This is a genomic window from Bacillus sp. CIS52, from assembly GCF_053545315.1.
Window position 1 is genome coordinate 54,493 of record NZ_JBIUFR010000006.1, and the last position, 25,518, is coordinate 80,010.

General features: G+C 46.7%; 23 protein-coding genes and 1 other annotated feature. Of the genes, 13 read left to right on the forward strand and 10 right to left on the reverse strand.

Translation table 11 applies throughout. The features are described 5' to 3' along the window. Positions 1 to 33: 33 nt before the first annotated feature. The 4 genes from hpaB to ACH32G_RS17410 all read right to left on the reverse strand — a co-directional run bounded on the left by hpaB (position 34) and on the right by ACH32G_RS17410 (position 4,986). Positions 34 to 1,479 carry a 4-hydroxyphenylacetate 3-monooxygenase, oxygenase component gene (gene hpaB / locus ACH32G_RS17395; protein ID WP_016936890.1) on the reverse strand — a complete coding sequence of 482 codons (1,446 nt, stop codon included), beginning with the start codon at positions 1,477 to 1,479 and terminating at the stop codon, positions 34 to 36. A 203-nt stretch (positions 1,480 to 1,682) separates the two neighbouring features. Further along, a complete protein-coding gene (locus tag ACH32G_RS17400) occupies positions 1,683 to 2,108 on the reverse strand; it encodes a hypothetical protein (RefSeq protein WP_049627821.1) in 426 nt (141 codons plus the stop codon). A gap of 73 nt (positions 2,109 to 2,181) precedes the next feature. Beyond that, a complete protein-coding gene (locus ACH32G_RS17405; RefSeq protein ID WP_049627822.1) occupies positions 2,182 to 4,350 on the reverse strand; it encodes a glycoside hydrolase domain-containing protein in 2,169 nt (722 codons plus the stop codon). Positions 4,351 to 4,683: 333 nt separating this feature from the next. After that, the gene (locus tag ACH32G_RS17410) at positions 4,684 to 4,986 is read right to left on the reverse strand and encodes a contact-dependent growth inhibition system immunity protein (protein ID WP_095241842.1); all 303 of its coding nucleotides are present in this window, start codon (positions 4,984 to 4,986) and stop codon (positions 4,684 to 4,686) included. Positions 4,987 to 5,284: 298 nt separating this feature from the next. On the opposite strand from ACH32G_RS17410, the gene ACH32G_RS17415 reads away from it, so the two are divergent. The 8 genes from ACH32G_RS17415 (at position 5,285) to trhO (ending at position 11,823) form a co-directional block, all read left to right on the forward strand. Then, entirely contained in the window at positions 5,285 to 5,755 is a 471-nt protein-coding gene (locus ACH32G_RS17415) for a helix-turn-helix transcriptional regulator (RefSeq protein WP_448814639.1), read from the forward strand. A 72-nt stretch (positions 5,756 to 5,827) separates the two neighbouring features. Further along, positions 5,828 to 6,895: an iron-containing alcohol dehydrogenase family protein gene (locus ACH32G_RS17420; protein WP_016936883.1), complete on the forward strand. Its 1,068-nt coding sequence runs from the start codon at positions 5,828 to 5,830 to the stop codon at positions 6,893 to 6,895. Positions 6,896 to 6,977: 82 nt separating this feature from the next. Continuing rightward, positions 6,978 to 8,132, forward strand: a complete 1,155-nt coding sequence (purT, locus tag ACH32G_RS17425) for a phosphoribosylglycinamide formyltransferase 2 (protein WP_188154709.1) — start codon at positions 6,978 to 6,980, stop codon at positions 8,130 to 8,132. Positions 8,133 to 8,609: 477 nt separating this feature from the next. Further along, positions 8,610 to 9,143, forward strand: coding sequence for a CDP-diacylglycerol--serine O-phosphatidyltransferase (pssA, locus tag ACH32G_RS17430; protein ID WP_016936881.1), 534 nt, complete (start codon positions 8,610 to 8,612; stop codon positions 9,141 to 9,143). Further along, positions 9,134 to 9,622 (forward strand): DedA family protein, encoded by a 489-nt coding sequence (locus tag ACH32G_RS17435; RefSeq protein ID WP_016936880.1) that lies wholly within the window; start codon positions 9,134 to 9,136, stop codon positions 9,620 to 9,622. The genes pssA and ACH32G_RS17435 overlap by 10 nt, the downstream gene beginning before the upstream one ends. Next, on the forward strand, positions 9,615 to 10,430 hold the full coding sequence (locus ACH32G_RS17440; protein WP_016936879.1) for a phosphatidylserine decarboxylase: 816 nt from the start codon (positions 9,615 to 9,617) through the stop codon (positions 10,428 to 10,430). Before ACH32G_RS17435 ends, ACH32G_RS17440 begins: the two co-directional genes overlap by 8 nt. Before the next feature lie 42 nt (positions 10,431 to 10,472). Then, positions 10,473 to 10,748, forward strand: a complete 276-nt coding sequence (locus ACH32G_RS17445) for a hypothetical protein (protein WP_047476110.1) — start codon at positions 10,473 to 10,475, stop codon at positions 10,746 to 10,748. A 106-nt stretch (positions 10,749 to 10,854) separates the two neighbouring features. Beyond that, positions 10,855 to 11,823 (forward strand): oxygen-dependent tRNA uridine(34) hydroxylase TrhO, encoded by a 969-nt coding sequence (gene trhO, locus ACH32G_RS17450; RefSeq protein WP_016936877.1) that lies wholly within the window; start codon positions 10,855 to 10,857, stop codon positions 11,821 to 11,823. Between the two features lie 36 nt (positions 11,824 to 11,859). On the opposite strand, the gene gltP is transcribed toward trhO, so the two are convergent. Beyond that, positions 11,860 to 13,110: a glutamate-aspartate/proton symporter GltP gene (gene gltP / locus ACH32G_RS17455; RefSeq protein WP_016936876.1), complete on the reverse strand. Its 1,251-nt coding sequence runs from the start codon at positions 13,108 to 13,110 to the stop codon at positions 11,860 to 11,862. Between the two features lie 369 nt (positions 13,111 to 13,479). Between gltP and ACH32G_RS17460 the strand changes: the two genes are divergently transcribed. After that, positions 13,480 to 14,547 carry a branched-chain amino acid aminotransferase gene (locus ACH32G_RS17460; RefSeq protein ID WP_016936875.1) on the forward strand — a complete coding sequence of 356 codons (1,068 nt, stop codon included), beginning with the start codon at positions 13,480 to 13,482 and terminating at the stop codon, positions 14,545 to 14,547. Between the two features lie 44 nt (positions 14,548 to 14,591). Here ACH32G_RS17460 and ACH32G_RS17465 read toward each other — a convergent pair whose 3' ends face one another. The 4 genes from ACH32G_RS17465 to ACH32G_RS17480 all read right to left on the reverse strand — a co-directional run bounded on the left by ACH32G_RS17465 (position 14,592) and on the right by ACH32G_RS17480 (position 19,614). Further along, the gene (locus tag ACH32G_RS17465; protein ID WP_415305931.1) at positions 14,592 to 15,992 is read right to left on the reverse strand and encodes an amino acid permease; all 1,401 of its coding nucleotides are present in this window, start codon (positions 15,990 to 15,992) and stop codon (positions 14,592 to 14,594) included. A gap of 113 nt (positions 15,993 to 16,105) precedes the next feature. Beyond that, the gene (mmuM, locus tag ACH32G_RS17470) at positions 16,106 to 17,053 is read right to left on the reverse strand and encodes a homocysteine S-methyltransferase (RefSeq protein ID WP_448197638.1); all 948 of its coding nucleotides are present in this window, start codon (positions 17,051 to 17,053) and stop codon (positions 16,106 to 16,108) included. 116 nt (positions 17,054 to 17,169) lie between these two features. Next, positions 17,170 to 18,606, reverse strand: a complete 1,437-nt coding sequence (locus ACH32G_RS17475) for an alanine/glycine:cation symporter family protein (protein ID WP_448814640.1) — start codon at positions 18,604 to 18,606, stop codon at positions 17,170 to 17,172. A 24-nt stretch (positions 18,607 to 18,630) separates the two neighbouring features. Further along, the gene (locus tag ACH32G_RS17480; protein ID WP_448814641.1) at positions 18,631 to 19,614 is read right to left on the reverse strand and encodes a glutaminase; all 984 of its coding nucleotides are present in this window, start codon (positions 19,612 to 19,614) and stop codon (positions 18,631 to 18,633) included. Between the two features lie 244 nt (positions 19,615 to 19,858). On the opposite strand from ACH32G_RS17480, the gene ACH32G_RS17485 reads away from it, so the two are divergent. From ACH32G_RS17485 to ACH32G_RS17500, 4 genes are all read left to right on the forward strand, one after another. Then, entirely contained in the window at positions 19,859 to 21,151 is a 1,293-nt protein-coding gene (locus ACH32G_RS17485; RefSeq protein ID WP_448814642.1) for an ATP-binding protein, read from the forward strand. Further along, the gene (locus ACH32G_RS17490; protein ID WP_016936869.1) at positions 21,151 to 22,098 is read left to right on the forward strand and encodes a DNA-binding domain-containing protein; all 948 of its coding nucleotides are present in this window, start codon (positions 21,151 to 21,153) and stop codon (positions 22,096 to 22,098) included. Before ACH32G_RS17485 ends, ACH32G_RS17490 begins: the two co-directional genes overlap by 1 nt. Before the next feature lie 294 nt (positions 22,099 to 22,392). After that, positions 22,393 to 23,313: a macrolide 2'-phosphotransferase gene (locus ACH32G_RS17495; protein WP_448814643.1), complete on the forward strand. Its 921-nt coding sequence runs from the start codon at positions 22,393 to 22,395 to the stop codon at positions 23,311 to 23,313. Between the two features lie 48 nt (positions 23,314 to 23,361). Next, positions 23,362 to 23,611 (forward strand) — a binding site (T-box leader). 88 nt (positions 23,612 to 23,699) lie between these two features. Next, positions 23,700 to 23,864 (forward strand): tryptophan RNA-binding attenuator protein inhibitory protein, encoded by a 165-nt coding sequence (locus ACH32G_RS17500; protein WP_016936867.1) that lies wholly within the window; start codon positions 23,700 to 23,702, stop codon positions 23,862 to 23,864. Positions 23,865 to 24,251: 387 nt separating this feature from the next. Here the strand turns inward: ACH32G_RS17500 and ACH32G_RS17505 are convergent, their stop codons facing one another. Next, a complete protein-coding gene (locus ACH32G_RS17505) occupies positions 24,252 to 25,145 on the reverse strand; it encodes a cation diffusion facilitator family transporter (RefSeq protein WP_448814644.1) in 894 nt (297 codons plus the stop codon). Positions 25,146 to 25,518 lie beyond the last annotated feature (373 nt).

Consider the following 25,518-nt stretch of genomic DNA (forward strand, 5'->3'; position numbering starts at 1 on the left):
CTATGATAAGCAGAGATGAGGCTCTGCTTTGTTTTATTTATGAATGTTCAGGAAGTCCTTGATGACAGCGGTCTGTTCTTCTTTCGGATAGCTATTGTACAGATGGCTGGCCAAGCGGACGGGGTCACCGAAGAAGTACCGCTCATATTGTGTCTGTCTTGTTCCGAAAGGGCTCATGGTCAAATCCCATGCCAGACGGAACACTTTCACCCGATCCTCGGCATTCAATTCAGTTGCCTGTAAATATTGGTCAAGGTCTCCTCTGATGTCTGAATGAAACGCTTTTTCAGTCGGCAAAGTCACCATTCCGCTTGCCCCGATCAGCTGAATGATCTCTGTGAAGCGCGGGTAGATGTCAGGGAAAATCGCGCTGACCACACGAAGCGGAGTGACACTCGGCCGCATATATCCCCATTCATCTGTTTCGGCATCATTCTCCGACTTTTCCAAGAGAGCTTTCATCGTTTCCAGACCGGTGATGATTTCAGCCATCTTAGCCTGAATATGCTGAAACTCGCTGACATCTATCGCATCGACAAGCGTTTGGGCAAGACCCAGGAGAAACTCCGTCTTTACAATTTGTCTCGTGATGACTTGGTGAAATGCGAAGGCGTTAAAAGAGCTTTTCATATTGAAATCATAAGCCGCCTCGTAATTATCATAAAAAAATACGCGTTCCCAAGGGACTAAAACGTTATCGAATACAACGATGGAATCCATTTCTTCATATCTTGAGCTGAGCGGATAATCAAATGATGATTTTCCCAGTACGAAAGATTCCCTGCAGATGAATTTTACGCCCTTTGTATTGGAAGGAATGGAAAAAGCGAACGCTTCATCTGATTCAAAATACATCTTAGGCAGGGAAACCACGAGCACTTCATCCGTCAGGCCGCCTTGTGTGGCCAAAATCCGGGCGCCGTGAATGACGAGGCCTTTTTCATTTTTTTCGACGACTTTTGCGGAGATCGGTGTTGGTGATACGTTTACATCCATTTGTGAACGATTCACCTGAGGGGTGATAAACGTGTGCGTAAAAGAAAGATCCTGTGTGACAGCGCGTTCGTACAGCGCCTGAACATGTTCCGGAAAACAATGCTCCCGGTCTTTCAAAAGCGCGGCAGAGGAGGCGAAGCTCATCAGGACAGTATTCATGTAATCCGGGCTTCGTCCCATCATTCCGTGCGTATGCCTGGCCCAATGCTCGAACATCTTTCTTCTTCTTTTCACGTCTTCTTTCGTTTTCGGCTGCAGGTATGAAAGCCCGGCCCGCTCTTTTTTACCGGGGAGACTGTATGTCATCTCGTCTTTCATGCCCGGTTTCGTTTGCAAATCATAAAGAGAGCGCTTCGTTTCCAGAAGGCCCTTAAATGCGGGATGTTCAGAAATGAGTCCCTCGATCTTTTCACCGTCAAGCCAAATCTCATTTTTAAGCTGGTTTAATCGGTCAATATACATTTTGCCATTAATGATACCCATCATGTAGCCCTTCTTTCTTTACAGATCCACTACCACATTATATTGAGAATGAAATTGGGTGTTCCGGTTATTTCCAGTGGGGAAGAGCCTTTTTAGAAATTTTGATATTACGGCTTTTGAGGTCCACTCGGGAAGGGAAAAATTATCTTTGGAATTTTTGCATAAAAAACCCCTCCTTTATAGAAGGGGGGCAGGGGGGTTGCTTAGCTCACTATGCCTTTATATCTTTGTTCAAGAACAAAATCAATCATTCCGATGATACGAAAGTTTTCAGATTTTTCCTTGAAGTTTTTTGAGATTTGAATTTTCCGGCTGTTTTTATAGACAGAAATAAGCCAAAGAAATCCTATAACACCAATAAATAAGCGAAAAATCATTCCCGTTAAATGAGAAAATTCATTGGTCGCAAAAAACATAAATAAGGTGAATAATGTCCCGCATACTGTGATTTTTATAGAGTGTGTAAGTGAAAGCCGAGGTTCAGAAAAGTAGGTTTTTAACCTGTTAAGTGTAATGGAATCTTGTTTTTGAAGATATGTAAGCAGTTCTGTGTCGTTTTTACTGCTATTCAATAATTCTGATTCTGCTATGCTTTTGATTTCATCATATATTTGATTGTCAATTTTCATACATCATCCTCCTTAGAAGAACTACATGAATACCTTTAAGAGTATTCATGTAGTATAAAATGTTGGTCAGCCTTTAAGAAAATAATGCTCGAAAAGCACTGATAAATGCTGAAGCTCCAGCCATTTCGGGAAAAATAGTAACTAAGACTACAATTCCCAAAACTACAGCTGCGCCTGCAGTAGCTACACTAACAGCAGTTTCCCAGTCTGGTTTAAAAACTTCTTCTGATTCTGGTACTGTAAATTCCTTCTGCTTAATAATAAACGTTACAGTCGTTGCAAGTCTAGTTGTAGTACCGTCGCTTACCGGAATATTTGGTGTATAAACAGTAAACGAAATCTTTAAAGAGTCAGCGGATGGTGTGACAGCCACTTGTATATAACCATTTCGTACTGATAGACTCAAGCTGTTTAACATATCTTGATAGGATGTTAGCTGTGAAGCAGCAAGGGTCGTTTTCGTCTCACCTAACAATCCTGTTACGGATGCTCCAGGTTTTCCATTTGATATACTAATTACATTAGCTGAATTAGTACTTGGCAATATAAAAGACAATGCAGTAGAAAGGGTAATATCTAGACTTGGTGACTCATAAAGTGTTTGACTATTATCGAAGTGAAACATAGTTGTAGCGATATCCGGAATGTTACTGATTGCTGGTATACTGGATAAAATATTTGTTAAGGTACGTAACCGTGCATCATAAGTTGGATTTTCAGGCGGCTGCACGCTTGAGGCACCGCTATCTTTTCCGGAATAACTATCTTTGTCAATGGCAATGCTTTCAGATTTGCCATTAACAGTACCTTCATAGAATTGATCAAACGCCCAGTTTTTGGGCATAGGGTAGCCAAGATTGCCGCTGAATCCAGTTGACATATTTGCAACAAAACTGTGTGTTGTTAATTTTTCTTTAGCTGTTCGGATACAGATATTGCGCGGTCCATATACCCCGATATGATACTGTGGTGAATCAGGGAATCTTTGCATATTGTTGAATGCAGTCTTGATTTCTTTAAAATAAGGAATGATTTTATTGGTTACTTCATAATCATAGGCGTCAAAATCAACGGCAAAATAAATGGTTGTACCGGAGGGAAATCCCAAGGTTCGTGCTGCATCTGCTGCACTATAAGCATCTCTTGTTCCTTGATTTTTAACAAAATATGATGATTCGTATCCGCCGTCTTGATAAATAGGAAATACATTTAAGCCCGCATTAAAGATAATTGACAACTCTTCTTTGCTCAGCGCTTTAGAAGTAACTAAATCGCTACCAATCCGCACATTCCCGGTCAAATATCTTCCCACGATTTTATAGCCATTCTCACGTAAAGTTTTAGCGGTATCTGCCGTTATAATTGCAGCAGTGTCACAAGCCGAAGCAGCCCGCGTTGTGTCGCCTGAGCTTGATAATAAAGCTTTAATCGTCGGCATGTCCGCATAACCTGTTTGCGGCAGGCACATAAACTCTTGGAAAGCTTTCACTGCCGATACAACGCCGACGCCGTATTTTCCGTCGAATTCACCGGGGTCAAATGATTTCCCATTACAGTAAAGCGCGTATTGAACAATCAAAACAAAGCCTGTCCGTGAATCGCCGGGAGTCAGGGTAGGACATAAGCTGGTCGTTCCGTTCCCGAAAAATCCATTGGCTACGCTTGTGCTCATGCCTTCTTCTTTTTGGAGGGCATAAATGAGAGCCTTGTTTGTATCGCGGGCATATAAGCCGTCACAAGGCATCAAGCCGATGTAGTCATTGTAATCCCTGTTCAGGTTCTGCTGGATTTGGCGGATTTTTTTGTCGCCGCCCGCTACTAACCGAAAAGCGCTCATATCCAGCAAGGCTTTCATAATGAGTGCTGTGACGATGCCGTCTTGCTTAGTGAGCCCGGCCGCTTTTTGAAACTCTTTTACAGCGCTTTCGGTATTTTCATAGAAAACGCCAGAAAATCCGCCCGGGTTAAATCCTTTACACCATAGCGCCCCTTGCAGGATGTAATTCATGTTTGTCGGCTTTGAATCGGGAGCCTGCTTTTTCAACGGTTTAAACAATCTTTGTGTCGTCGGTCCGAAGTTATCGGCAGGTTCAGAAATACCAAGCTCGATTTGAAGCGCCCGTGTCAGACCGTAAATGGTATCCCAACCCGTTTTTCCGTTTTCCGGCACTTTGTTGTACCCGTGTCTGCCTTTGTACGTCTCATTCAGCCATTGCTGTGTTTCCAGGACCATTTCGTCCATTGCAATCCCTCCATTACGTGTAGTGTGCGTTCATTAATAGGTGGCAAACGTATGACAGCTTGTCTGCGCCTCTGAAACTTTGGAACGTCAGGACGGGCATAGGAGACATCTTCAAAAAAGGCAGCAAGCGATCCTGCATCAATGGGAATCGCTCGCTTTATTTACACGTTTTCAGTATTCTGCTTTGGATTTGGTTTCATTTCTGACCTATTAAATCCGCATAAAATGAGTGCCCCCGCAAGTGGCGATCCAAGTCATTTTTCCTGAAGGAATATCACAGATGGAGATTACCATGCGCCATTCTGCTCTCATCTGAATTCAATTTCACACTGCTTATCGATTTAAGTATAGTTCAATTTTTTTTGTTACTTGTTTTAACCATTCTAAAGGTGATATTTCGTAGTAAGGAAAGTAAACTCCATCGGCACATTCATCTATGAGAGTATTTTTTTCTTCAATTGTCCAATCACTATTGATAAAGTTTCTCAGAAGAGGAACCAGAGATATTAAGTATTGTCTTGATTCTTCATTCAGCAATTCTTCGTATACGGATTCCATTGAATCATAATCCTGGTGAAAGTAACAAGATAAAAAATTGCTTACTTCCTCTAAACTCTCATTCTTTACCTTTTCCATTTTACCCACCTCTATTTAACCGGATAGCCAGTCAGTATAAAACTGCCATCTGTTTTTCTTTCTAATAAAATTTTAGTGTTTGTCATTTCTATTATACGAGTTGACCCTTACAGTGTCCTTTCGCCTGATTTTCTCCGACCGTATTTTACCATGAGGATGCCAATTTCTGTTCGTGAATTGAGAAAAAGAGGAAAAGGGTACTTTTTTACCGCTTCTTTTGATTCATTTAAAAATGTACCGATATAAAAAAGGCGTCACGCGGTGTAAAATGGCTATATTGATAAATATGGAGGTTGAGATGGATCAAGATTATATGACTGAGCTTGTCTCGGTCCAGCTGAAGAAAATCCGGTCGGAGAGAGGCTATACGCAAGAGAAAATGGCGGATGTGATCGGTCTTTCTAAAAAGGCGCTGGTGCAGATTGAGAAAGGGCGGGCGCTTGCGGAATGGCCGCATGTTGTGGCGGTTTGCGCGCTTTTCAGATCAAGTGAAACACTGCAATCCGTATTAGGAGATGATCCGCTGGAGGTCATTGAAGCGGTTGCCCATCGCACAATTGACAGGCCGAAGGGGAAGACGATGGGCGGCAAGGTGTGGTGGAAAACCATCGAGAAAAAAGGTGAGTTCCGCTTGCAGCAGCATTTGATTTCCCACCATTACCGCATCCTGGATTCTTATGATGATCTGTGGTTCAGCAGTTTTGAAAAGGCAGAGGCTTTGGAGCGGCTTGATGAGCTATTTATGGAGGCGGAGGAAGCGAAGCGCTGACGCACCTCCGGTTGATGTATTTTCTGATAAGTGAGAAAATATATATAAATTCCAGCCAGAGGAGAGATTCGAATGAAGCCTGAAGATATCGTGCGAAGCGGCCCGAATCAATATATATGTAAGGAAGGAATCGCAAAAGAGCTTCCGGGGCTGCTGGAGACATTCAGAAAACCCGTGATTGTGACCGGAATCAAATCCTATCAGGCGTTCTCCGATTACAGCGGCGGTTCTTCCTGGGATGTGATTCAGCATAAAGGATACTGTTCACCTGAGGCGGTGCGTAAGGTCTGTGAGCAGGCGAAAGATGCGGATGTGATCATCGGTATCGGAGGCGGCACGATGTTGGATTTGGCAAAAGCGGCGGCAGACCGGCTTGATATTGAGACTGTGATGGTTCCTTCCATCGCGGGGACGTGTGCGGCAAGTACGCCGTTAAGTGTCATGTATGATGAGAGCGGCAATTTTATCAGAGTGGATTATCATAAGCGTTCAAGCTATTTGACGCTTGTTGATCCGCTGTTTTTGCTTTCCTCTCCCATTGAATATATGAAAAGCGGGATCGGTGATACGCTGGCGAAATGGTATGAGGCCGAAGCGGTCATCAGAAATACGGGGACGGCGCCGCTGATGGCTCAGGCGGGGCTGAGGCAGGCGGAATATATCCGTGATCTGTTATTGCGTTACAGTGAAGCAGCCGTCGTAAGCATGGAGAAAGGTGAGCTGTCAGTACCGTTCATCCAGACGGCGGAAACGATTATTATGCTCGCGGGAACGGTCGGCGGCTATGGGGGCCGTTTGTGCAGGATGGCAGGGGCGCATGCGGTGCACAACGGACTCAGCTTTATTCAGGAGACACATCAGGTGCTGCACGGTCAGAAGGTTGCTTACGGCATATTGGTGCAGCTTGCGCTTGAGAATCGGAGACATGAGATTGAAGAGCTGCTTCCGTTTTACCGCCGGCTCGGATTTCCCGTCAGTCTCCAAGAACTCGGCATCCGTGACATGCATGAGGAAGCCAAGCGCCGCATCTCTTCTCACGCCTGCCGGGCGGAAGAATCGTTATGCTTAATGGGGCAATATGGCGAGAAGGACGTGTCAGCGGCGATTGAATCGCTCGAATCAGCGCAAAAGACAGGATAGAGCTTGGTTATCTGTCTTGTCTTTATTTTTTGAATATTTCCGTTATAATGAGGGAGGTATAGAAAGGGAGGGGCCAAAGGACATGTATCAGGCGAAAAAGATGTTGTTATTGGGATCAGGCGAGCTGGGGAAAGAAGTCGTCATTGAAGCGCAGCGGCTCGGGGTTGTCACTGTAGCCGTTGACAGCTATGAGCATGCCCCTGCCATGCAGACCGCGCACAAAAGCTATGTCATCGATATGCTCGATAAAGCGCAGGTCAGAGAAGTCATTGAAAAAGAAAAACCGGACTTGATCGTACCGGAAGTGGAAGCCATTGCGACGGATGAGCTGCTGAAGCTTGAGGAAGAAGGCTTTCACGTCATCCCGAATGCGCGTGCGGCGAAGCTGACGATGGACCGTGAAGGCATCAGACGGCTAGCGGCAGAGAAGCTGCACCTTCCGACTGCCGGCTATGAATTCGCGAATACATATGAAGAATTTAAAGAAGCGGCGGAAACAATCGGCTTTCCGTGCGTGGTGAAGCCGCTGATGAGCTCTTCCGGAAAAGGGCAAAGCGTGTGCCGCTCGGCTTCCGGGCTGGAAAGCTGCTGGAATATGGCGATGGAAGGCGGCCGGGTGAAAAATGGCCGGGTCATCGTTGAGGAATTCATTCCGTTTGAATCCGAAATCACCCTTTTGACAGTGCGCGCGGCGAACGGTACATCCTTTTGCGCACCGATCGGACATGAACAAAAAGATGGTGACTATATTGAATCGTGGCAGCCTCATCATATGACAGAACAGCAGATTGAAGAGGCGAAACACATTGCGAAAAGCATAACGGACTCACTCGGCGGATACGGTTTGTTCGGGGTTGAGCTTTTCCTTACTAAAGATAAGGTATATTTCAGCGAAGTGTCTCCCCGTCCGCATGATACGGGCCTCGTCACACTTGTGACGCAAAATTTGTCAGAGTTCGCGCTGCATGTCCGTGCGATAATGGGATTCCCGATTCCGGAAATCACACTGCTGTCGCCGGGGGCAAGCCGTCCGCTGAAGGCGCCAAAAGAGCTTGCTGATTACGCGGTTGAAGGTGTGGAGAAGGCCTTGGCGGTAAAAAGCACTCAGGTCCGCATATTCGGAAAACCTGTCACGAAAGCCGGACGCCGAATGGCGGTTGCGCTTTCTGCAGCCGAGACGGTTGAAGAGGCGAGAGAAAGAGCGGCCGAAGCACTCAGTCATTTATCTGTTACATAAACCTATCTTAAGAGGCGTTTTTACCGTAATGGTAAGGCGCCTTTTTGTGTGGGCAGACTATATACTGGAAAACGGGGTTGTGAGATAATGTATGAGGCCGTTTTTTGCCGGTTTTTTCATTCATGAAACTTTTTATGTCCGCAATCGTTATATGTAATGTTCTCATTTAACGGAGAAGGAAATAACTATACATCATAAGGCTTTTCATTCGTGAAGCGCGGACAGACCGTCTCATCGGCATGGAATATTTAAGCAGGGTAATCCGGAATAGAGATAACCCCGATTGCTTACCTTAATATGAACGGCGAAAAAACAAAAATCACCAGATTAGATTGTTCAAATAACACCAAATGCTGTATAATAAAAGAATTTGAATGATAGCATTGAAAGAATTTCATTTTATGTTTCCGTAAAATGGAGTCTTTATGCATACGCAGTCCGATTTGATATGGTTTTAATTGGAGGTTTGTGTAAACTGTGAATTATATACCTAGTATGATCACAATTGGAAATTTTATTTGCGGGCTTCTATCGATTCATTCCCTTTTGTATCATAATATTCACTCCGCGGTGATCTTTATTTTCATCGGGATGTTTCTCGATTTTTTTGACGGTTTGGCCGCCCGTAAGCTGAACGCGGTATCGGAGATGGGAAGGGAGCTTGACTCTTTTGCTGATCTCGTGACGTTCGGCGTGGCGCCGTCTATGCTTGCTTACACTGTTTCACTATATACGATTCCGTTCATCGGAATTTTAATCGCGCTTTCCTACAGCATCTGCGGAATGATCCGGCTCTCGAGATTTAATATCGGACAAAGCAAGCTGCCGACGTTTATCGGGATGCCGATTCCGTTTGCGGGGATGTGTCTTGTCATTTTGAGCTTCATCAATAACGCTTTTCTTCTGGGGGCGGGAACGATCGCGCTCGGTTATTTAATGGTCAGCAATATTAAATTTCCCCACTTTAAAAAACAGGCGCCTGAAAACCTGGAGAGCAGAAGATGGAATTAGTTCAGCAATTAATCTCCGATTACGGATATATCGCGATTTTTCTCATGCTGACACTTGGTATTATCGGATTGCCTATTCCGGATGAAGTCATGATGACGCTTGTGGGCTACTTCGCCCATATAAAAGTGCTGAATTATGAGCTCTCCATTCTGATCAGCTTTATCGGAGCTCTCCTGGGGATGATTATCAGCTACTTCATCGGCAGAAAAGCCGGCCGGCCGTTTATTAATAAGTTCGGAAAATGGGTCGGCCTGAAGGAAAAGAGGATGGAGAAAGTAGACAGGTGGATGAAAAAGTACGGGCCGTACACCATTATTTTGGGTTATTTCATCCCAGGCATCAGACACGTGACCTGCTACTTTTCCGGAATCGGCAGAATGGATTTCAAAACCTACTTATGCTTCGCCGCCATCGGAGCGTTTTTATGGTGTTTTATTTTTATTACTATAGGAAAATTCATAGGAGTAATCAATGTTTAATACTGCTGCTAAAGTTCTTTATCGTTCATTGATTGAACTGACTAATAATCGATTGACGTCCCATCTCATTAAAAACTTCTGTGAATCGAAACTGAGCAAGCCGATGATTCCGCTGTTTTCCAAACACTATCGCATCAACTGGAATGAAACGGAACGGACAGCCTCTGACTTTGATTCACTGGCGTCATTTTTCATTCGTGATATTAATTTGAATCTCCGCCCCGTGGCAAAAGAGAAGAACGCCATCGTCAGTCCTGTGGACGGCGTCGTTCAGACGGTGGGCATGATTAATCCGAATCAAACCTTCATGGTAAAAGGGAAGGATTATTCGTTCGCTGAACTGACGGGGTTTAAAAGCGCCGATCACAAATACAACGGCGGCCGTTTTGCCGTGCTTTATCTGAGCCCGAGACATTACCACCGCTTCCATTCCCCCATCAGCTGTACGTATCAGAAGCTGGCCGAGCTGGGGAAACGCTCCTATCCCGTCAATACGATGGGATTGAAGTACGGGAAAGACGTGCTCTCAAAAAATTACCGTTATGTGTACGAGCTCACCCGTGGTAACCAGCAGATGCTCATGATTCCGGTAGGTGCGATGAATATTAATTCCATCGTTCAGACAAACACCGGAAACAGGCTTGAAACGGGTGAAGAGCTGGGCTATTTTTCATTTGGATCGACCGTTATTTTAGTATTTGAGAAGGATATGTTTACCCCTTCGGATAACCTCATTGAAGGCCGGGAGTTACAGGTCGGCCAGATCATCGGTTATGCGGAGTCACAGGAGGAGGCGTCCGCTTTATAAAAGCTGCTCCTCTTTTTTATATGGTGTAAGGAAGTGAACAATATGGAAGAAAAGGATTTGGCAAAGCTGATAGAGCAGTACCGGCTTACAGCCAATCAGCAAGCTTTGGAAGCCGTGCGGGATGCCTGCTGGCCTGTCATCGAATCGCTCATCTCGGAACTGGGTGAAGACAGCGCCGATGTCCTGCGCGAAAAAGGCCGTGATCGTTTTCCGTTTATCATCGGCAAGTATCAGACTGCCGCCGGCCTTTCACTTGAAATCTTTTTGCGCAATACGTATCGGTTTTATTTTCAGCAGGTAATAAAAGGAGAAGCGTGACTGGAAGAAAGAGTCCGGACGGAAATGTTCATCTTTCGCCCGTTTTCCTGTATGATATAGTATAGTGTGCGTGATCATTAATATAATTGAACAGGGTGTATAAATCATGGAAAAACAATATAGAGTTTTACTTTATTATAAATATGTAAAGATTGATGAGCCTGAGGAATTCACGGCTCAGCATTTGAAGTTTTGTAAGGAGCTCGGTCTGTTAGGCCGTATTTTGATTTCTGAGGAAGGCATTAACGGTACGGTGTCCGGAACGGTTGAACAGACGGATCAATACATGAATGCGCTGAAAGCTGATCCGCGATTTGCCGACATGCCGATCAAAATTGATGAGACTGACGGACATGCGTTCCGCAAAATGTTTGTCCGCCATAAAAAAGAGCTGGTGACGCTTCGTCTCGAAGATGATGTTGATCCGAATACCACGACAGGCAAACACTTGAAACCGAAAGACTTTTATGAGCAAATGCAGGATCCTGACACGATCGTGATTGACGCCAGAAACGACTATGAGTATGACCTCGGTCATTTCCGCGGAGCGGTCAGACCTGATATTGAGGCGTTCCGTGAGCTGCCGGACTGGATTGAAGAGCACAAAGACATGCTCGAAGGCAAAAAAATCCTCACGTACTGCACAGGCGGCGTACGCTGTGAGAAATTTTCCGGCTGGCTGCTGAAGCAGGGCTTTGAAGACGTGTCCCAGCTTGACGGCGGTATCGTCACTTACGGTAAAGATCCTGAAGTCCAAGGCAAACTGTGGGACGGACAGTGCTACGTATTTGACGAAAGAATCAGCGTACCGGTCAACCGCGTAGAGCATGTCATTATCGGAAAAGATTATTTCACGGGCGAGCCTTGCGAGCGTTATGTGAACTGCGCAAATCCGGCATGTAATAAAAAAATGATCTGCACACCTGAGAATGAATACAAGTACATGCGCAGCTGCAGTCACGAATGCCGTACAAACGAACGCAATATGTATGTGAAAGAGCACGAAATGACTCAAGAAGAAATCAATGAACGCCTTGCTTTGATTGAAAAAGAAGATCATGCGGCGATTGATTAATAGAAAAGACCACCAATGAGGTGGTCTTTTTTGTGTTTACATACTTTCTGTCCGGGCGGTCTGGTCCGCCGTGACGGACCCTTTATATGTGAAGGCTTTTTCCCATTTAGATACGACGATACAGGCGACCGCATGGCCGGGCACGTTGACGCCGGTTCTCGCCATGTCCATGACGCGGTCGACACCGGCAATGATGGCGACGCCTTCCGCAGGGAGACCGACGGCATTCGCTGTCGCCAGAAGCACGACGAGTGAGCCTGACGGGACGGCGGCAATGCCTTTGCTTGTCATGACGAGCACAAGCATCATCAGAAGCTGCTGAGAAAGCGGCATCTCCACATGAAAAGCCTGCGCCAGAAAAATACATGACACCGATAAATAGAGACTGGAGCCGTCACAATTCAGCGATAAGCCTGACGGAACCACAAAGGAGACGACCCGCTTCGGGCAGCCGTATTTCTCCATCCGATCCATCAGCTGAGGCAGAATGGTTTCTGTGCTTGTCGTGGAAAAAGCAATCAAAAACAGATCCCAAATCATTTTCAGCACTTCAAAGTACTTGATTTTAAAGATAAGCCCGACAATCGGAAACAGAACGAAGAGGATCAAAAACAGCCCGAGAAACACAGTGCCGATCAGCTTCAGCATCGGGAGCAAAAGCGCGATTCCGAATTGTCCGACTGAGGCGGCCATAAGGGCAAGAACGCCGATCGGAGCGGTGACCATCACCATTTGCGTCAGCTTGAACATAATATTTGCCGTTGATTCAAAGAAATTCATGACAGGTGCGGAGGCTTTGCCGATGCCGGCTGCGGCAACACCGAATAGGATCGCGAAAAAGATGACGGCGAGAAGATCGTTTTTCGCCATAACGTCAATGATATTAACGGGGATAATATCAAGAAGCATTTGTTTCAGGTCGACTACTTTTTCCGTATAGCCGGAAAGCTCGTGAATGTCTTTTTTAGCAAGGTGAGAGAGGTTAAGGCCGACTCCCGGCTTCAGCACGTTTGCCAATAGGAGGCCGAGCCCCAGAACAAGCGTCGTAATCACTTCAAACCAAATAATCGTTTTGATGCCGAGACTGCCCATCTTTTTCATACTGCCGCTGCCGGCGGCTCCGATGACAATGGTCGAGAACACGATCGGCACGACAATCATTTTAATCAGGCGGATAAATCCGTCTCCCACGGGCCGCAGCGCCATCCCGAAATCCGGGAAGAAATGGCCGATCAGTGCTCCGATGGCTAAGGCGATCAAAATCTGAAATGCGATAAATTTTTTCAAGCGAATCCCCCTTTTACTTGCGCATTTCTTACGTAATTCGTGAAGCAGGCGGCAACCACCTTCCTCTCCGCCATAAATTTGTCACAAAATTGACTTTGCGAAAGAGAGGATTTCTTTACATTATGTAAGCGCAATCATTTAATATGACAGAAAGTCCTCATTGAAAAAAATGAAGGAGAATAAAATAAAGTCAGATTTTCGCTTGAAAATATCAAAAATTTTGATAATTATCCTCTTATAAGTGGTATATTTGATATGATACGGTCAACTGCATCCTTATATATCTGTGCATACACGATTCAGGCAGAGAAAACAGGCAGCTTATAAAAGACTGAAAATTTAAACAATTACAAGAAAGGTGTGCTTTTGTTGAATCAACTGATTGAAAGACGTAAGGTCACAGCTAGAAAAGAAAAACCGGATTCCGCTTCATTGGGATTTGGCAAGTACTTCACTGATTACATGTTTGTCCTGGATTACGAAGAAGAAAGAGGCTGGCATGATCCGAGAATCACACCATATGAACCGGTTCATCTTGATCCGTCCGCATCCGTTTTCCATTACGGGCAGGCCGTATTTGAAGGGCTGAAGGCTTACAGATCAGAAGACGGACGGGCATTGATGTTCCGACCTGACCAAAATATAAAGCGGCTGAATAAATCGCTGCGGCGGATGAGCATGCCGCCTCTCGATGAGAAGCTTGCGCTGGAAGCATTGGTACAATTGGTGGAGCTGGAGCAGGAATGGATTCCGAAAGAAAAAGGAACTTCTTTATATATCCGTCCGTTTGTGATTGCGACCGAGCCTTCTTTAGGCGTCCGGCCTTCCAAGCGGTACAAATTCATGGTTGTCCTGACGCCGGTCGGTTCGTATTACGGCGATCAGCTGAAACCGATCCGTATTTATGTCGAGGATGAGTATGTGCGCGCCGTCACCGGCGGAGTGGGCGATGTTAAAACGTCCGGAAACTATGCGGCCAGCTTACAGGCTCAGCGGAAAGCCGAAGAACTGGGTTATGATCAGGTGCTTTGGCTCGACGGAGTGGAAAAGAAATATGCTGAAGAGGTAGGCAGTATGAATATCTTTTTCATTATAAACGGAGAGGCTGTAACGCCGGCGCTAAACGGAAGCATCCTCGGGGGCATCACCCGCGCATCTGTGATAGAGCTGTTAAAAAGCTGGGGCATCCGCGTCAGGGAAGAACGGGTTGCCATTGATGACATCTATCATGCCGCGATGAGAGGCGAGGTGTCAGAAGTATTCGGTACGGGAACCGCAGCCGTCATCTCACCGGTCGGCGAGCTGCACATTCACGGAGAAACAATTGAGCTGAATAACGGCTTGATCGGTGAAGTGTCAGAAAGGCTCTATGAAACCATTACCGGCATCCAGGTCGGGAAGGTGCCGGATTCGTTCAGATGGGTGGTTGAAGTATAAACAAAAAAAAAGAACCCTTGCGCGGCAGGGTTCTTTTTTGTTTATTAAGATTTTGCGGCTTGAACACGGGTGCGGCTGTTCCGGTTTTTTAAGTAATAAACACTGTAACAGACGGCCATAAAGGCAATTCCGCAATAAAGGGCAATGGCCTGATTCGGATCAAAAGCAATGCCGATACAGGAGGCAAGGCACAGGATAAAAGCCGCTAGCGGCACGGCCGGATATCCCGGTGTCCTGTATGTTAAGTCTGAAAGCTGATGGCCTTCTTTAAGAAACCGTCTTCTGAACAAAAATTGCGATGCGGCAATGCTCATCCACACCGCCACTACCGCAAATCCTGAGACAGAGACGAGAACAAGATACACTGTATCCGCTGCGAACACGCTTGACAGCAGTGACAGAATGCCGCCGATCATACTGAAAATCAGGGCGTTAAAAGGAATGCCTTTAGACGTCAGCCTGGCAAAGGCGGGGTGAAGCTCACCTTCTTTAGACAGGGACCACAGCATTCGTGATGATGCATACAGCCCCGAATTCGCCGCAGACAGAAGCGCCGTCAAAATAACGAAATTCATCAGATCGGCCGCATACGGCACGCCGATTCTGTCGAATACCGTAACGAACGGGCTTTCAATCACACCCGCTTCTTGTATGGAGATCATGCCCGACAGCACAAAAATCGTTCCGATAAAGAAAAGCGCCAGCCGCCAGACTGTAGTCTTAATGGCGCGCGGAACGGTTTTTTCCGGATCAGCGCTTTCCCCGGCGGCAATTCCGATCAATTCCGTCCCTGAAAAGGCGAAGTTTACTGACAGCATCGTCATCAGTATCGGAAAAAAACCATTTGGAAAAAGACTGCCGCCATCCGTAAAGTTCGACAGCATAGGTGCCGCCTCACCGCTTTTCATCGGGACGAGGCCGAACATCGCCGCTCCGCCCAATAAAATAAACAGCAGGATGGCTAAGACTTTAATGCTTGAGAACCAAAACTCCGATTCAGCAAAAAATTTCACGGAGAAGGCGTTTAATAAAAAGATGAAAAGAGCGAAAACGGCACTCCACATCCAAACTGAAGTATGCGGGAACCAGCGCTGCATGAAGAGCCCGGCCGCCGTGAATTCAGAGCCCAGCGCCACCGCCCACGTCAGCCAGTACAGCCATGCGACCGTAAAGCCCGTCGCGGGCCCGATATAGGTTTTCGCATAGGTGTGGAAGGAACCCGTGACCGGCATGGCCACTGACAGTTCACCGAGGCAAAGCATGACAAGATAGACGATGCCCGCGCCCAAAAGGTATGCAAAAATGGTACCCGCCGGACCCGCCTGATGAATGGTATACCCCGAGCTTAAAAACAGCCCCGTTCCGATTACACCTCCGAGTGAGAGCATAAAGAGGTGCCTGCTTTTCATACTTCTCTGAAAATTCGTCTCGTTCTTGTTGTTCATTGTTTTCCAACTTTCTGCGAAAGCCGTTCTAATAAAAAATCTCATGCCGGCGAACGGCACGAGATTCCGGCGAACCGGCTTTTTGATTAGAATATACAAACTATTCCGATTAGTCAAGTTGTTTTTATGGTTTTGGCCCAAGCGGCAATGGCCTGAATATCCGCGGGTTTCGTCCGGCAGCAGCCTCCGATCAGGCTTGCGCCGTTTTCGTACCAGCTTTGCGCGCTCTTTCCGAAATGTTTTGCGCACGCTTCACCTTTCCAGGTTTTTGTTTTCGGGTCATATTGTTCGCCTGAGTTCGGATAGACGATAATCGGCTTGGACGCTGCCCGTTTGATTTCTTTTATCAGCGGCGGAATATGTTCGATCGGTGTGCAGTTGATGCCGATCGCCGCGATCTGGCTGCAGGAGCCGAGCAGGGCCGCGCATTCGGAAATAGGCGTGCCTTCGCTGATATGCCGTCCGTCCTTGGCGCTGAAGCTCATCCACGCATAAGTGCCGGGGAATTCCTCCAGCAGCCTTACGATCGCTTTTGCCTCTGACAGGCACGGAATGGTCTCGCACGCCAAAAGATCGGCGCCGGATTCTATAAGGGCTTTCATCCGGGGGCGGTGAAAGCTGATCAGCTCATCCTCCGTCAGTCCGTAATGCCCGCGATATTCAGAGCCATCGGCAAGGCTCGCGCCGTAAGGTCCGATAGAAGCGGCGATCAAAGGTTTGGGACGGTCTGAACGGTTTTCTTCATGCGCCCAAAATTCATCGCGAGCTTGGACGGCGAGCTCAACTGATGTCTGAATCAGGCGGATCGCATCGGTTTCTGAGATGCCGCGAGCCGCAAATCCTTCAATCGTTGATTGATAGCTGGCGGTGATCGCGCAATCAGCGCCGGCGGCAAAATATTCGGCATGCACCTGTTTGATCAGTTCGGGTTTTTCCAAAAGAATTTTGGCCGACCACAGATCGTCATGTAAATCACAGCCCATCCGTTCAAGCTCGGTTGCCATTGCTCCGTCTATGATCATAACCGGGTATTCATCTAATATGTGTGTAATGGGGTTCATAGGCGCTCCTTTCTGACTTTCCTGAAAATATATGAAAAGGGTAATGGACAGTTTCCTCTTTGTCAATGAATCGGCAGAAAAAAAGATGTTCAGGACGCTGCCCGAACACCTTTTGTTTAGGAAATATGTTTGCCTTTCGCACTTTTCGCGATGTCTGAATACTCCCAGCAGTCGATCCCGTCATCATCAGGGAGCACATCTCTGTAAAAGATGGGGTCCTTTCCGGCTTTCTTTTGCCGGGCATAATCGCTCAAAGCGGCAAACGCTTTTTTCGACAGAAGGAAAATCGCAATTAAATTCACGACCACCATTAAGCCCATGAACAAGTCAGCCATATCCCACACAAGCTGGACTTTGGAAATGCATCCGAACAGAACCATTCCGAGTACACAGATGCGGTAAATGAACAGCCATTTTTTGTTCTGGCTTAAAAATCCGATATTGGTTTCTCCGTAATAATAGTTGCCCATCAAAGCGCTGAAGCCGAACAAAAGCATTAAGACGGCTAGGAAACCTGATGCCCACGAGCCGACATGGTCGCTCAAGGCAGCCTGAGAAAGCGCGATGCCGCTCAGTCCCGGCTGGTGATAAGCGTCTGAAAATAAAATGATAAGTGCCGTGCTTGTACAAATGACGAGCGTATCCGTCAGGACGCCGAATGCCTGAATGAGCCCCTGTTTCACCGGATGGCTCGTCGTAGCTGTCGCCGCCGCGTTCGGAGCGCTTCCCATTCCCGCTTCATTTGAGAAAATTCCGCGTCTCACACCTTGCATCAAGGCCGCACCTAAAGCGCCGCCCGCTGCCTGATCAATACCGAACGCATTCTTTACGATAAGCGACAGAACGCCGGGCAATTGGGTGATGTTCGTCAGAATGACAAAGAAAGCGACGCCGATATATAAAACGGCTAAGACGACTACGATGTATTCCGCCATTTTCGCAATTCGTTTGACGCCTCCGAAAATTACGCCGCCGAAAACCAAGATTAAAATAATGCCCAATGTAAGCCGGCTGGTGCCGAATGCGTTTTGAAAGGCGACGCTGATCGTATTGGACTGAACGGAATTAAAGACGACTCCGAATGACAGCGTGATTAAAACGGCGAACAGCGCGCCCATCCAGCGTTTCTTCAAGCCTTTTTCCATGTAATAGGCCGGGCCGCCGCGGAATCCGTTTTGATCTTTTACTTTATAAATTTGGGCCAGCGTGCTTTCAACAAAGCTTGAAGCCGAACCGATGACTGCGATAATCCACATCCAGAAAATAGCGCCCGGGCCGCCGAGCGCGATCGCAATGGCGATTCCGGTAATATTCCCGGTTCCGACACGCGCAGCCATGCTGATGCAAAATGCCTGAAACGGGGAAATGCTGTTTTTTGACCGGGCGGCCGCGCCTTCTTTCAAAACCCGGATCATTTCCCTCAGCATGCGGACTTGCAGACCCTTTGATCTGAACGTAAAAAACAGTCCCAGAGAAAGAAGCAGTACGATTAACAGTTTTGACCACAAAAAATCATTTGCCGAGCCGATTACATTTTCAAGGAATTCCTGCATCCAATCACCTCTTGGTTCGTTTGATTAAAAAATACTGAGCTCCCACTCCTGTGCGATATGTTTCAGCAGCATGCCGCCGGTCAGGCTGTTGCCATATTCATCAATGGCCGGACCGTAAATGCCGATGCCGCAGCCGTTATGAAAAGGCTGTTCTCTTCTGGCGCTTGGGGGAACCAATGCCATAATGCCGCCGGATACCCCGCTTTTGGCCGGGACGCCGACGAAAGCCGCATATTTTCCTGATGCATTGTACATCCCGCACGTCAGCATCAGTGCTTTGGCGAGTTTCGCGACATCTTTCGGAATGACCTGTTCCCGGCGGATCGGATGGTAGCCGTCATGCGCAAGAATCAATCCGATCAAAGCGATGTCCTCGGTTGTCCCCTCCATGGCGCATTGCTTTAAATACACTTCAAGCGTTTCTTCGACATCCGCCTCGAGAAAGTTCGTTTCTTTTAAATAGTAGGCGAGCGCTCTGTTCCGGTGTGCGGTCTGCCATTCAGAGCGGAAGACCTCTTCGTGTATGTGAGGCCGTTTTCCTATCAATTTTTCAAAAACGGAAAAGAGATATTCCAATTTATCATGCGCCGTTTCACCGGGAAGAAGCGAGGCGACGGTAATGGCGCCGGCATTGATCATCGGGTTGAACGGCTTCCCGGGTTTATGGATTTCAAGCCGGATGATAGAATTAAACGCATCACCTGTCGGCTCCACGTCGACACGATCGAGCACATAAGGAATGCCCCTGGACATGCAGGCGGCAATAAAGCTGATGACTTTTGAGATGCTCTGCAATGTGAACGGCACATTCCATTCACCGGCATGAATCATTGAGCCATCCGGCTCTAATATGCAAATGCCCAGCTGAGAGTCGTTGATTTCTCCGAGGGCGGGGATATAATTTGCGCTTTTTCCATTGACGGAAAACGGTCGGTAATGTTTGACCCAATCTTGTAAAAGTGAAGCCAGTTCCTCTTTTTCAAGGCGCTCTCTGACCATATCTTTCATAACATTCCTCCTCTATTACAAGCCTGTCCGCAAGCGGAATTCGGTCTTGGAAAACGTTTTCAAATATAGCGTGTTCCATGTTAATGTATAATGACATCTACAGAATCATATAAAATACGACAAAATCATTCTTAAAATAAGCCGATAGATTTATAAATCAGCAGGAGCGTCCCGCCATACGGGTCTAAAGAAATTTGCGGGCTCACTCGGTCTTATTCAAAATAGATAGAAGAAGGAAGTGATTGTGATCAGGCTCGACTATTTACTAAAAAAAGACGGCTATTTATTCGCTCTCATGCTGATCACCGTGCCGCTGGCGGGGGAACTGAAATTTTACCCCCTGAATGAGGTGTACCGGATCAGCTTCGGCGCCCCGGCTTTTTTCTTTTTTCTGCTGCTGCTGCGGCATGTGCCGGCAGTATTGTCAGGGCTGTTGACAGGTGCAGCCGTTGTGGCATTCCGGATCGGCCTGGCGTGCTGGGGAGGAGAGCATGCCGGCTTTACGGAGGCTTTTTTCAGCCAATATCCCAGTTTCTTTTTTTACTTTACATATGCCTGCTTGTTTTATGTGCTGAGGGTCAGGTTCTTTCGGGATCGGCCGCTCATGATCGGATTCCTCGGCTTTCTCATTGAAATCGCTTCCGACACCGTTGAAATGGCGGTTCAGTTTTCAGGAGGCCGGCTGATTATGATGCCGGACAAACTGGCAGATATTGCGGTCATCGCCATTTCTCACACATTTATTGTGCTGAGTTTTTTCAACGTGATGAAGCTGCACGAATCCCAGGTCAGGGAAAAGCAAACGAGAAAGCAGCATGAGCACATGCTGATGATTGTGTCTAACTTATACGAAGAAACGATTCATTTGAAAAAAACGCTGAAAACGACGGAGCATGTGACGAAAGAATCCTATCAGCTGTATCGGGAAATGAGCGGGAACGACCGGGAGCTCGGCAGCCGAATGCTGCGCCTTGCGGGAGAAATCCATGAAGTGAAAAAAGACAATCAGCGGATATTCGCCGGCCTGTCGAAGCTGATTTCAAATGAGAGATTCCGGGATTACATGGATGCCGCCGCTCTGATCGGAATCGTCCTCCGAATCAATGAAAAATACGCCGAATCTTTAGGCAAGGATATTCAGTTCCGGAGTGTGATTGAAGGAGATCATCCCGATTATCACGTCTTTACCGTCCTGTCGATCTTGAATAACCTGACCGCCAATGCCGTAGAGGCCATGGGGGACAGAGGTGAGATCCGCCTCACGCTGCGCAGGGCGGAGGGGGAGATGGCTGAATTTCAGGCGGAAGATGACGGTCCCGGCATTCCGGAAAAAATCGGAGAGGTAATCTATGATCCCGGATTTACGTCCAAATACGATGAATTCGGCACCCCTTCAACGGGCATCGGGCTTTCATACGTGAAGGAAATCGTAACCGAACTTGAAGGCGGCATCTCCTTTCACAACAAGCCAAAAGGCGTCATATTTACGATTCAGCTGCCAGTGAGGCATTTAATTGCAGAAAGGGTGAGTTCATAATGCGCTTTTTTATAGCTGATGATGACCGGGCGATCCGTTCCATTTTAAGACAGATCATTGAAGATGAGGACTTAGGCGAAGTCGTCGGCGAGGCGGAGGACGGAAGCCAGATTGAAGGGCATTATCTCCATTTTAAACAAGTCGATATTTTATTAATTGACCTGCTGATGCCGGGGCGGGACGGGATTGAGACGATACGGCATCTTCAGGATTCGTACACCGGAAAAACGGTGATGATATCCCAGGTGGAAGCGAAGGAAATGGTGGGGGAAGCCTATTCTCTCGGTATTGAATATTTTATCCACAAACCGATCAACAAAATTGAAATCATCACCGTGCTCCGAAAAGTGAAAGAGCGGATCGAACTGGAAACCTCGATCGGCGACATCCAAAATTCGCTAAGACGGCTTGTTCAGCGCAATGAACCGCAGCAAAGCCGCTCTTTTAAATCCTGCGAAAAATCCGTGAAAGAGACCGGGAAATTTCTGTTATCAGAACTAGGGATTGTGGGAGAAAGCGGCGCGCACGACCTGATGGCCGTGCTGCATTTTTTATTTGAGGATGAGCAGGCGCAAAAAAGCGTTCCGTCGCTGAAGCGTGTGTTTACAAACGTCGCGCTGCGGAAACTGGGACCGGCGGCGTCGGAAGCAGACATCAGCAGGGAGACAAAAGCCTCCGAACAGCGGATCAGAAGAGCGATTATTCATTCGTTAAACCATTTCGCCTCATTGGGCACAACTGATTTTTCAAACCCCAAATTTGAATATTACGCCTCGAAATTCTTTGATTTCCCTGCCGTCAGCAAGAGAATGAAAGAAATGCAGGCGAAAGAAACCGCTCCGCTTTCTCCGGTTAAAGTGAATATGAAGAAATTTATTCACGTCTTCTTTTTGGAGGCGAAAGATTTACGCGAAGGATCGAAGTTTGTCAGCGGAGGGAGCAGGTAAGCTGATAAATGGGGTTTACTTATATAAGGTCTTTGTGTAAAATAATGTTAACTAAGAAGGGACGGAGGGATCCTGATGGCTGATCAAATTCCGGTTTTTGCACTAATGAAATAGTGTCAAAGTCTCTGCCTTGAGGGCGGAGGAAACCGGGATTGTCTGCCTGAATAAGGAACCTGACATAATAGTGAGGGGGCGGCGATTATGCCGCCCTCTTTTTGGCGTCTTCACATATCTCTTTCTCCTCCGCCTCAGGCGAAGCTCTGTGTCAGTAAATAAGGGAAATGGGGAAACAAGATGACAAAACAAAGGGAAATAGAATCCGTTCTGAACATCGCAAAGGAAAATGGCTTACGGTTAAAACATGAAGGGGCGGACATAAATGAAACGGGTATGGACTTCCAAGTCGTATTTGCTGAAGATGACAGCGGCGTGACATGGGTGCTCCGAAAGCCGCGCCGTCCCGATGTTATCGAAAGAGCGGCTGCAGAAAGCGATGTTCTCGCGTTTCTCCGCAGCCATGCCGCGGTATCAGTGCCCGATTGGCGGGTTCATACACCGGAACTGATCGCTTATCCGAAACTGGACGGAAAACCCGCTGCCGCAATTGATCTGGATAAGAAACAGTATGTCTGGAATATGGAGCACGAGCCGCCTTCAGACGGTTTTGTCGGCTCGCTTGCCGCGGCATTAGCCGAGCTGCACGGAGCAGATCTGGCTGCGGCCTCCAGATCCGGAATCGAAATCATAAAACCGGATGACGTCAGGCAAAGGGCGGCGGAATCAATGGATCATATAAAAAAAGAAATCGGGGTCTCAGAACAGCTTTGGCAAAGATGGCAAACATGGATAAATGACAGTTCGTACTGGCCTGATTTTTCCGCGCTGATCCATGGAGACTTGCATCCTCCGCATATTTTAATCGGTGAAAATCAGCGTGTGACAGGTCTCCTCGATTGGACAGAGGCAAAGGTTGCCGATCCGGCCAAAGATTTTGTTCTTTATCAAATGATATTAGGGGAAAAAGAAACGAAACGTCTGATGAAGAGCTACGAGGCTGAAGGCGGACGCGTCTGGCCGAAAATGCAGGAGCATGTAACAGAATGGCAGGCCGCCTATCCTGTGGAAACAGCGAAGTTTGCGCTTCAAACGGGGCAAGAGGAGCATATGCAAAGGGCGCGGGAAATGCTCGGCCTGTCCGATTCGAAAGGTTATTGACTTCGCCCGGAAGACAGCGTATGATACATGTTAAAATAAACGAACGGATGAACAATGCTGAGGAAGAGTAAGTACGCATCAGCGCGCGGGGTTCAGAGAGTCGGTGGCCGCTGTGAACCGATCCCCGTCCGGTGCCGAATGGGCTTCTGAATTGCTGCGCTGAAATGACAGTAGGCGGTGCCGGGATTCTTTCCCCGTTATCAAGAAAGGAGTATTGAAACCGTGTGTTTCCGTACTTTTTGAGTGAAGGCTTTACAGCCGATAATAAAGGTGGCACCGCGAAAACCTCGTCCTTTGATGGACGGGGTTTTTTTGTATCGTTAAGGAGGTGATGGCCATGGAAAGTGACTGGAGACGGACAAACAATCAAAAAAGGAGGGATATTCATGGTGATCGCCACCGACGATCTTGAACTCACCTGTCCGCATTGTGAAGGAACCGGGGCGGAGAAGGAAGGCGCGCCCTGCCCGAAGTGCGGCGCGAAGGGGGTCATTTTGACGGCTCAGGGAAACACGCTGCTGTATTTTATCAAAAAGCATCTTGATCAGTGAAATCAAACGAAAAAGGCCGTTATCCGGCCTTCAGGCTGTCGAGAAAATCTCGATAGCCTTTATTTTTCCCTTAAAATATCCTGTCATAAAATAAAAGAAAGACTGAAAAGGACGGTGTCTTTCTCATGTGCCACACAAGAAATTCTTCTCAAAACACAGCCGAATTCGTCTGCTTGACCAATTCGTCGAAGAAGATCATCTGCTTTGAAAAATTGATAAATACATAGACTTCTCTTTCATCGTTGAAAAGTTGCCACATACCCAGCTAAGCAAGGCTAGGCATGCGGGAGTGCTTTTTCTGCACCTGAAATCAAATGAATATGTAAAGAAACAGCACAAAAGAAAAAAGCTTGTAGAGAAACATCATTTTCTCTACAAGCTGCTTTTTCATTCTTCGAAATAAGGATTCACATGAATGAGCACTTCTTCAACATCTGAAAAATGTCTTTTAATTTCATTTCGGATTTCGCGGGCTATATCGTGTCCCTGCTTAATCGTCAAATCATGATCCAAAGATAACCGGACATCAAGCAATTTATAGTGGCCGTGTTCTCTCGCTCGGATTTTATCGAGCCGTTTGACTTGAGGACAATGCAAAATAACCGCTTTATATTCCTCTATCAGTTCGGGATCGACACTTTTTTCCATGAGAACGTCAACAGACGGCCTAATTAATTCCATTGAAATCTTAAAAATGAGGTACGCCACGATGACACTGGCAATTGCATCGGCGTACAACAGATAGGACCATCCGCGTGTGTTCCCGATAATCGCCAATAGGACGCCGATAAAAGCGGCAAGAGAGGCAACGATATCGCCTTTATGATCGTATGCAATCGCTATAATCGCTTTACTGTTCCATTTTTCTCCTTGTTTGATCGAATAACGATATAAGATCTGCTTAGCCGCGTAGGATATCAGAGCCGCAAACAATGCGCTGTATTGCGGAACGCTTGGACCTTCAACAAAGGACGAAATCGCTTCGATTAGAATATACACAGAAACGAGCACTAATATGATTCCTACAATTGCTTCGCTGATGACCTCAGCTTTGCCATGCCCGAAAGGATGGTCTTGATCGGGCGGCTTATTAGAAATGCCGATGACGGCCAGGACAGCAATCGAAGCCACGACATCCGCTGCAGAGTGTATACCGTCGGCAAAAACGGCTTCACTATCGCCTATCAGTCCAAAAAAGATCTTTCCTGCCATTAAGATCAGATTGGCTATCAATGCAGTCAAAGCGACCTTTTTGCTTATTTGTTCTCTTTCACTTGTCATTTTGTCCTCCTATAAAACTGCGCAAAAAAAGAGGAGCGCTTTTGATTCGCTCTCCGTATCCTTTCTTGTGTAATCACTTTGCTTATCATACCAATTCAGTTTCGAGTGGGTCTATAGCAAGGTTTTTTCCTGTTTACTAATAAATAAGGTGACAGAAAAAAAGTTGGAGCAGGGCTAAACAGTACATAGACAAAATGGCGCTGAATTTAAAAATGAACTGTTGACATTTAAGTATTTATCCTTTATTATTATCTCGAAGTCAAGATATTTTAATTCAAGATAATTTAATTAGAGTGCAGGATAAGAACCTGCCGATCGTTTAAATTGCGAAAAGATCAGTAAGAGAACGTTTCGTTTTTTGATCATATGTTAT

Bases quoted from the DNA above. Each gene is read 5' to 3' on its own strand.
- hpaB (WP_016936890.1), bottom strand. From the start codon at position 1,479: ATGGGTATCATTAATGGCAAAATGTATATTGACCGATTAAACCAGCTT.
- ACH32G_RS17400 (WP_049627821.1), bottom strand. From the start codon at position 2,108: ATGAAAATTGACAATCAAATATATGATGAAATCAAAAGCATAGCAGAA.
- ACH32G_RS17405 (WP_049627822.1), bottom strand. From the start codon at position 4,350: ATGGACGAAATGGTCCTGGAAACACAGCAATGGCTGAATGAGACGTAC.
- ACH32G_RS17410 (WP_095241842.1), bottom strand. From the start codon at position 4,986: ATGGAAAAGGTAAAGAATGAGAGTTTAGAGGAAGTAAGCAATTTTTTA.
- ACH32G_RS17415 (WP_448814639.1), top strand. From the start codon at position 5,285: ATGGATCAAGATTATATGACTGAGCTTGTCTCGGTCCAGCTGAAGAAA.
- ACH32G_RS17420 (WP_016936883.1), top strand. From the start codon at position 5,828: ATGAAGCCTGAAGATATCGTGCGAAGCGGCCCGAATCAATATATATGT.
- purT (WP_188154709.1), top strand. From the start codon at position 6,978: ATGTATCAGGCGAAAAAGATGTTGTTATTGGGATCAGGCGAGCTGGGG.
- ACH32G_RS17435 (WP_016936880.1), top strand. From the start codon at position 9,134: ATGGAATTAGTTCAGCAATTAATCTCCGATTACGGATATATCGCGATT.
- ACH32G_RS17440 (WP_016936879.1), top strand. From the start codon at position 9,615: ATGTTTAATACTGCTGCTAAAGTTCTTTATCGTTCATTGATTGAACTG.
- ACH32G_RS17445 (WP_047476110.1), top strand. From the start codon at position 10,473: ATGGAAGAAAAGGATTTGGCAAAGCTGATAGAGCAGTACCGGCTTACA.
- trhO (WP_016936877.1), top strand. From the start codon at position 10,855: ATGGAAAAACAATATAGAGTTTTACTTTATTATAAATATGTAAAGATT.
- ACH32G_RS17465 (WP_415305931.1), bottom strand. From the start codon at position 15,992: ATGAACAACAAGAACGAGACGAATTTTCAGAGAAGTATGAAAAGCAGG.
- mmuM (WP_448197638.1), bottom strand. From the start codon at position 17,053: ATGAACCCCATTACACACATATTAGATGAATACCCGGTTATGATCATA.
- ACH32G_RS17475 (WP_448814640.1), bottom strand. From the start codon at position 18,606: ATGCAGGAATTCCTTGAAAATGTAATCGGCTCGGCAAATGATTTTTTG.
- ACH32G_RS17480 (WP_448814641.1), bottom strand. From the start codon at position 19,614: ATGAAAGATATGGTCAGAGAGCGCCTTGAAAAAGAGGAACTGGCTTCA.
- ACH32G_RS17490 (WP_016936869.1), top strand. From the start codon at position 21,151: ATGCGCTTTTTTATAGCTGATGATGACCGGGCGATCCGTTCCATTTTA.
- ACH32G_RS17495 (WP_448814643.1), top strand. From the start codon at position 22,393: ATGACAAAACAAAGGGAAATAGAATCCGTTCTGAACATCGCAAAGGAA.
- ACH32G_RS17500 (WP_016936867.1), top strand. From the start codon at position 23,700: ATGGTGATCGCCACCGACGATCTTGAACTCACCTGTCCGCATTGTGAA.
- ACH32G_RS17505 (WP_448814644.1), bottom strand. From the start codon at position 25,145: ATGACAAGTGAAAGAGAACAAATAAGCAAAAAGGTCGCTTTGACTGCA.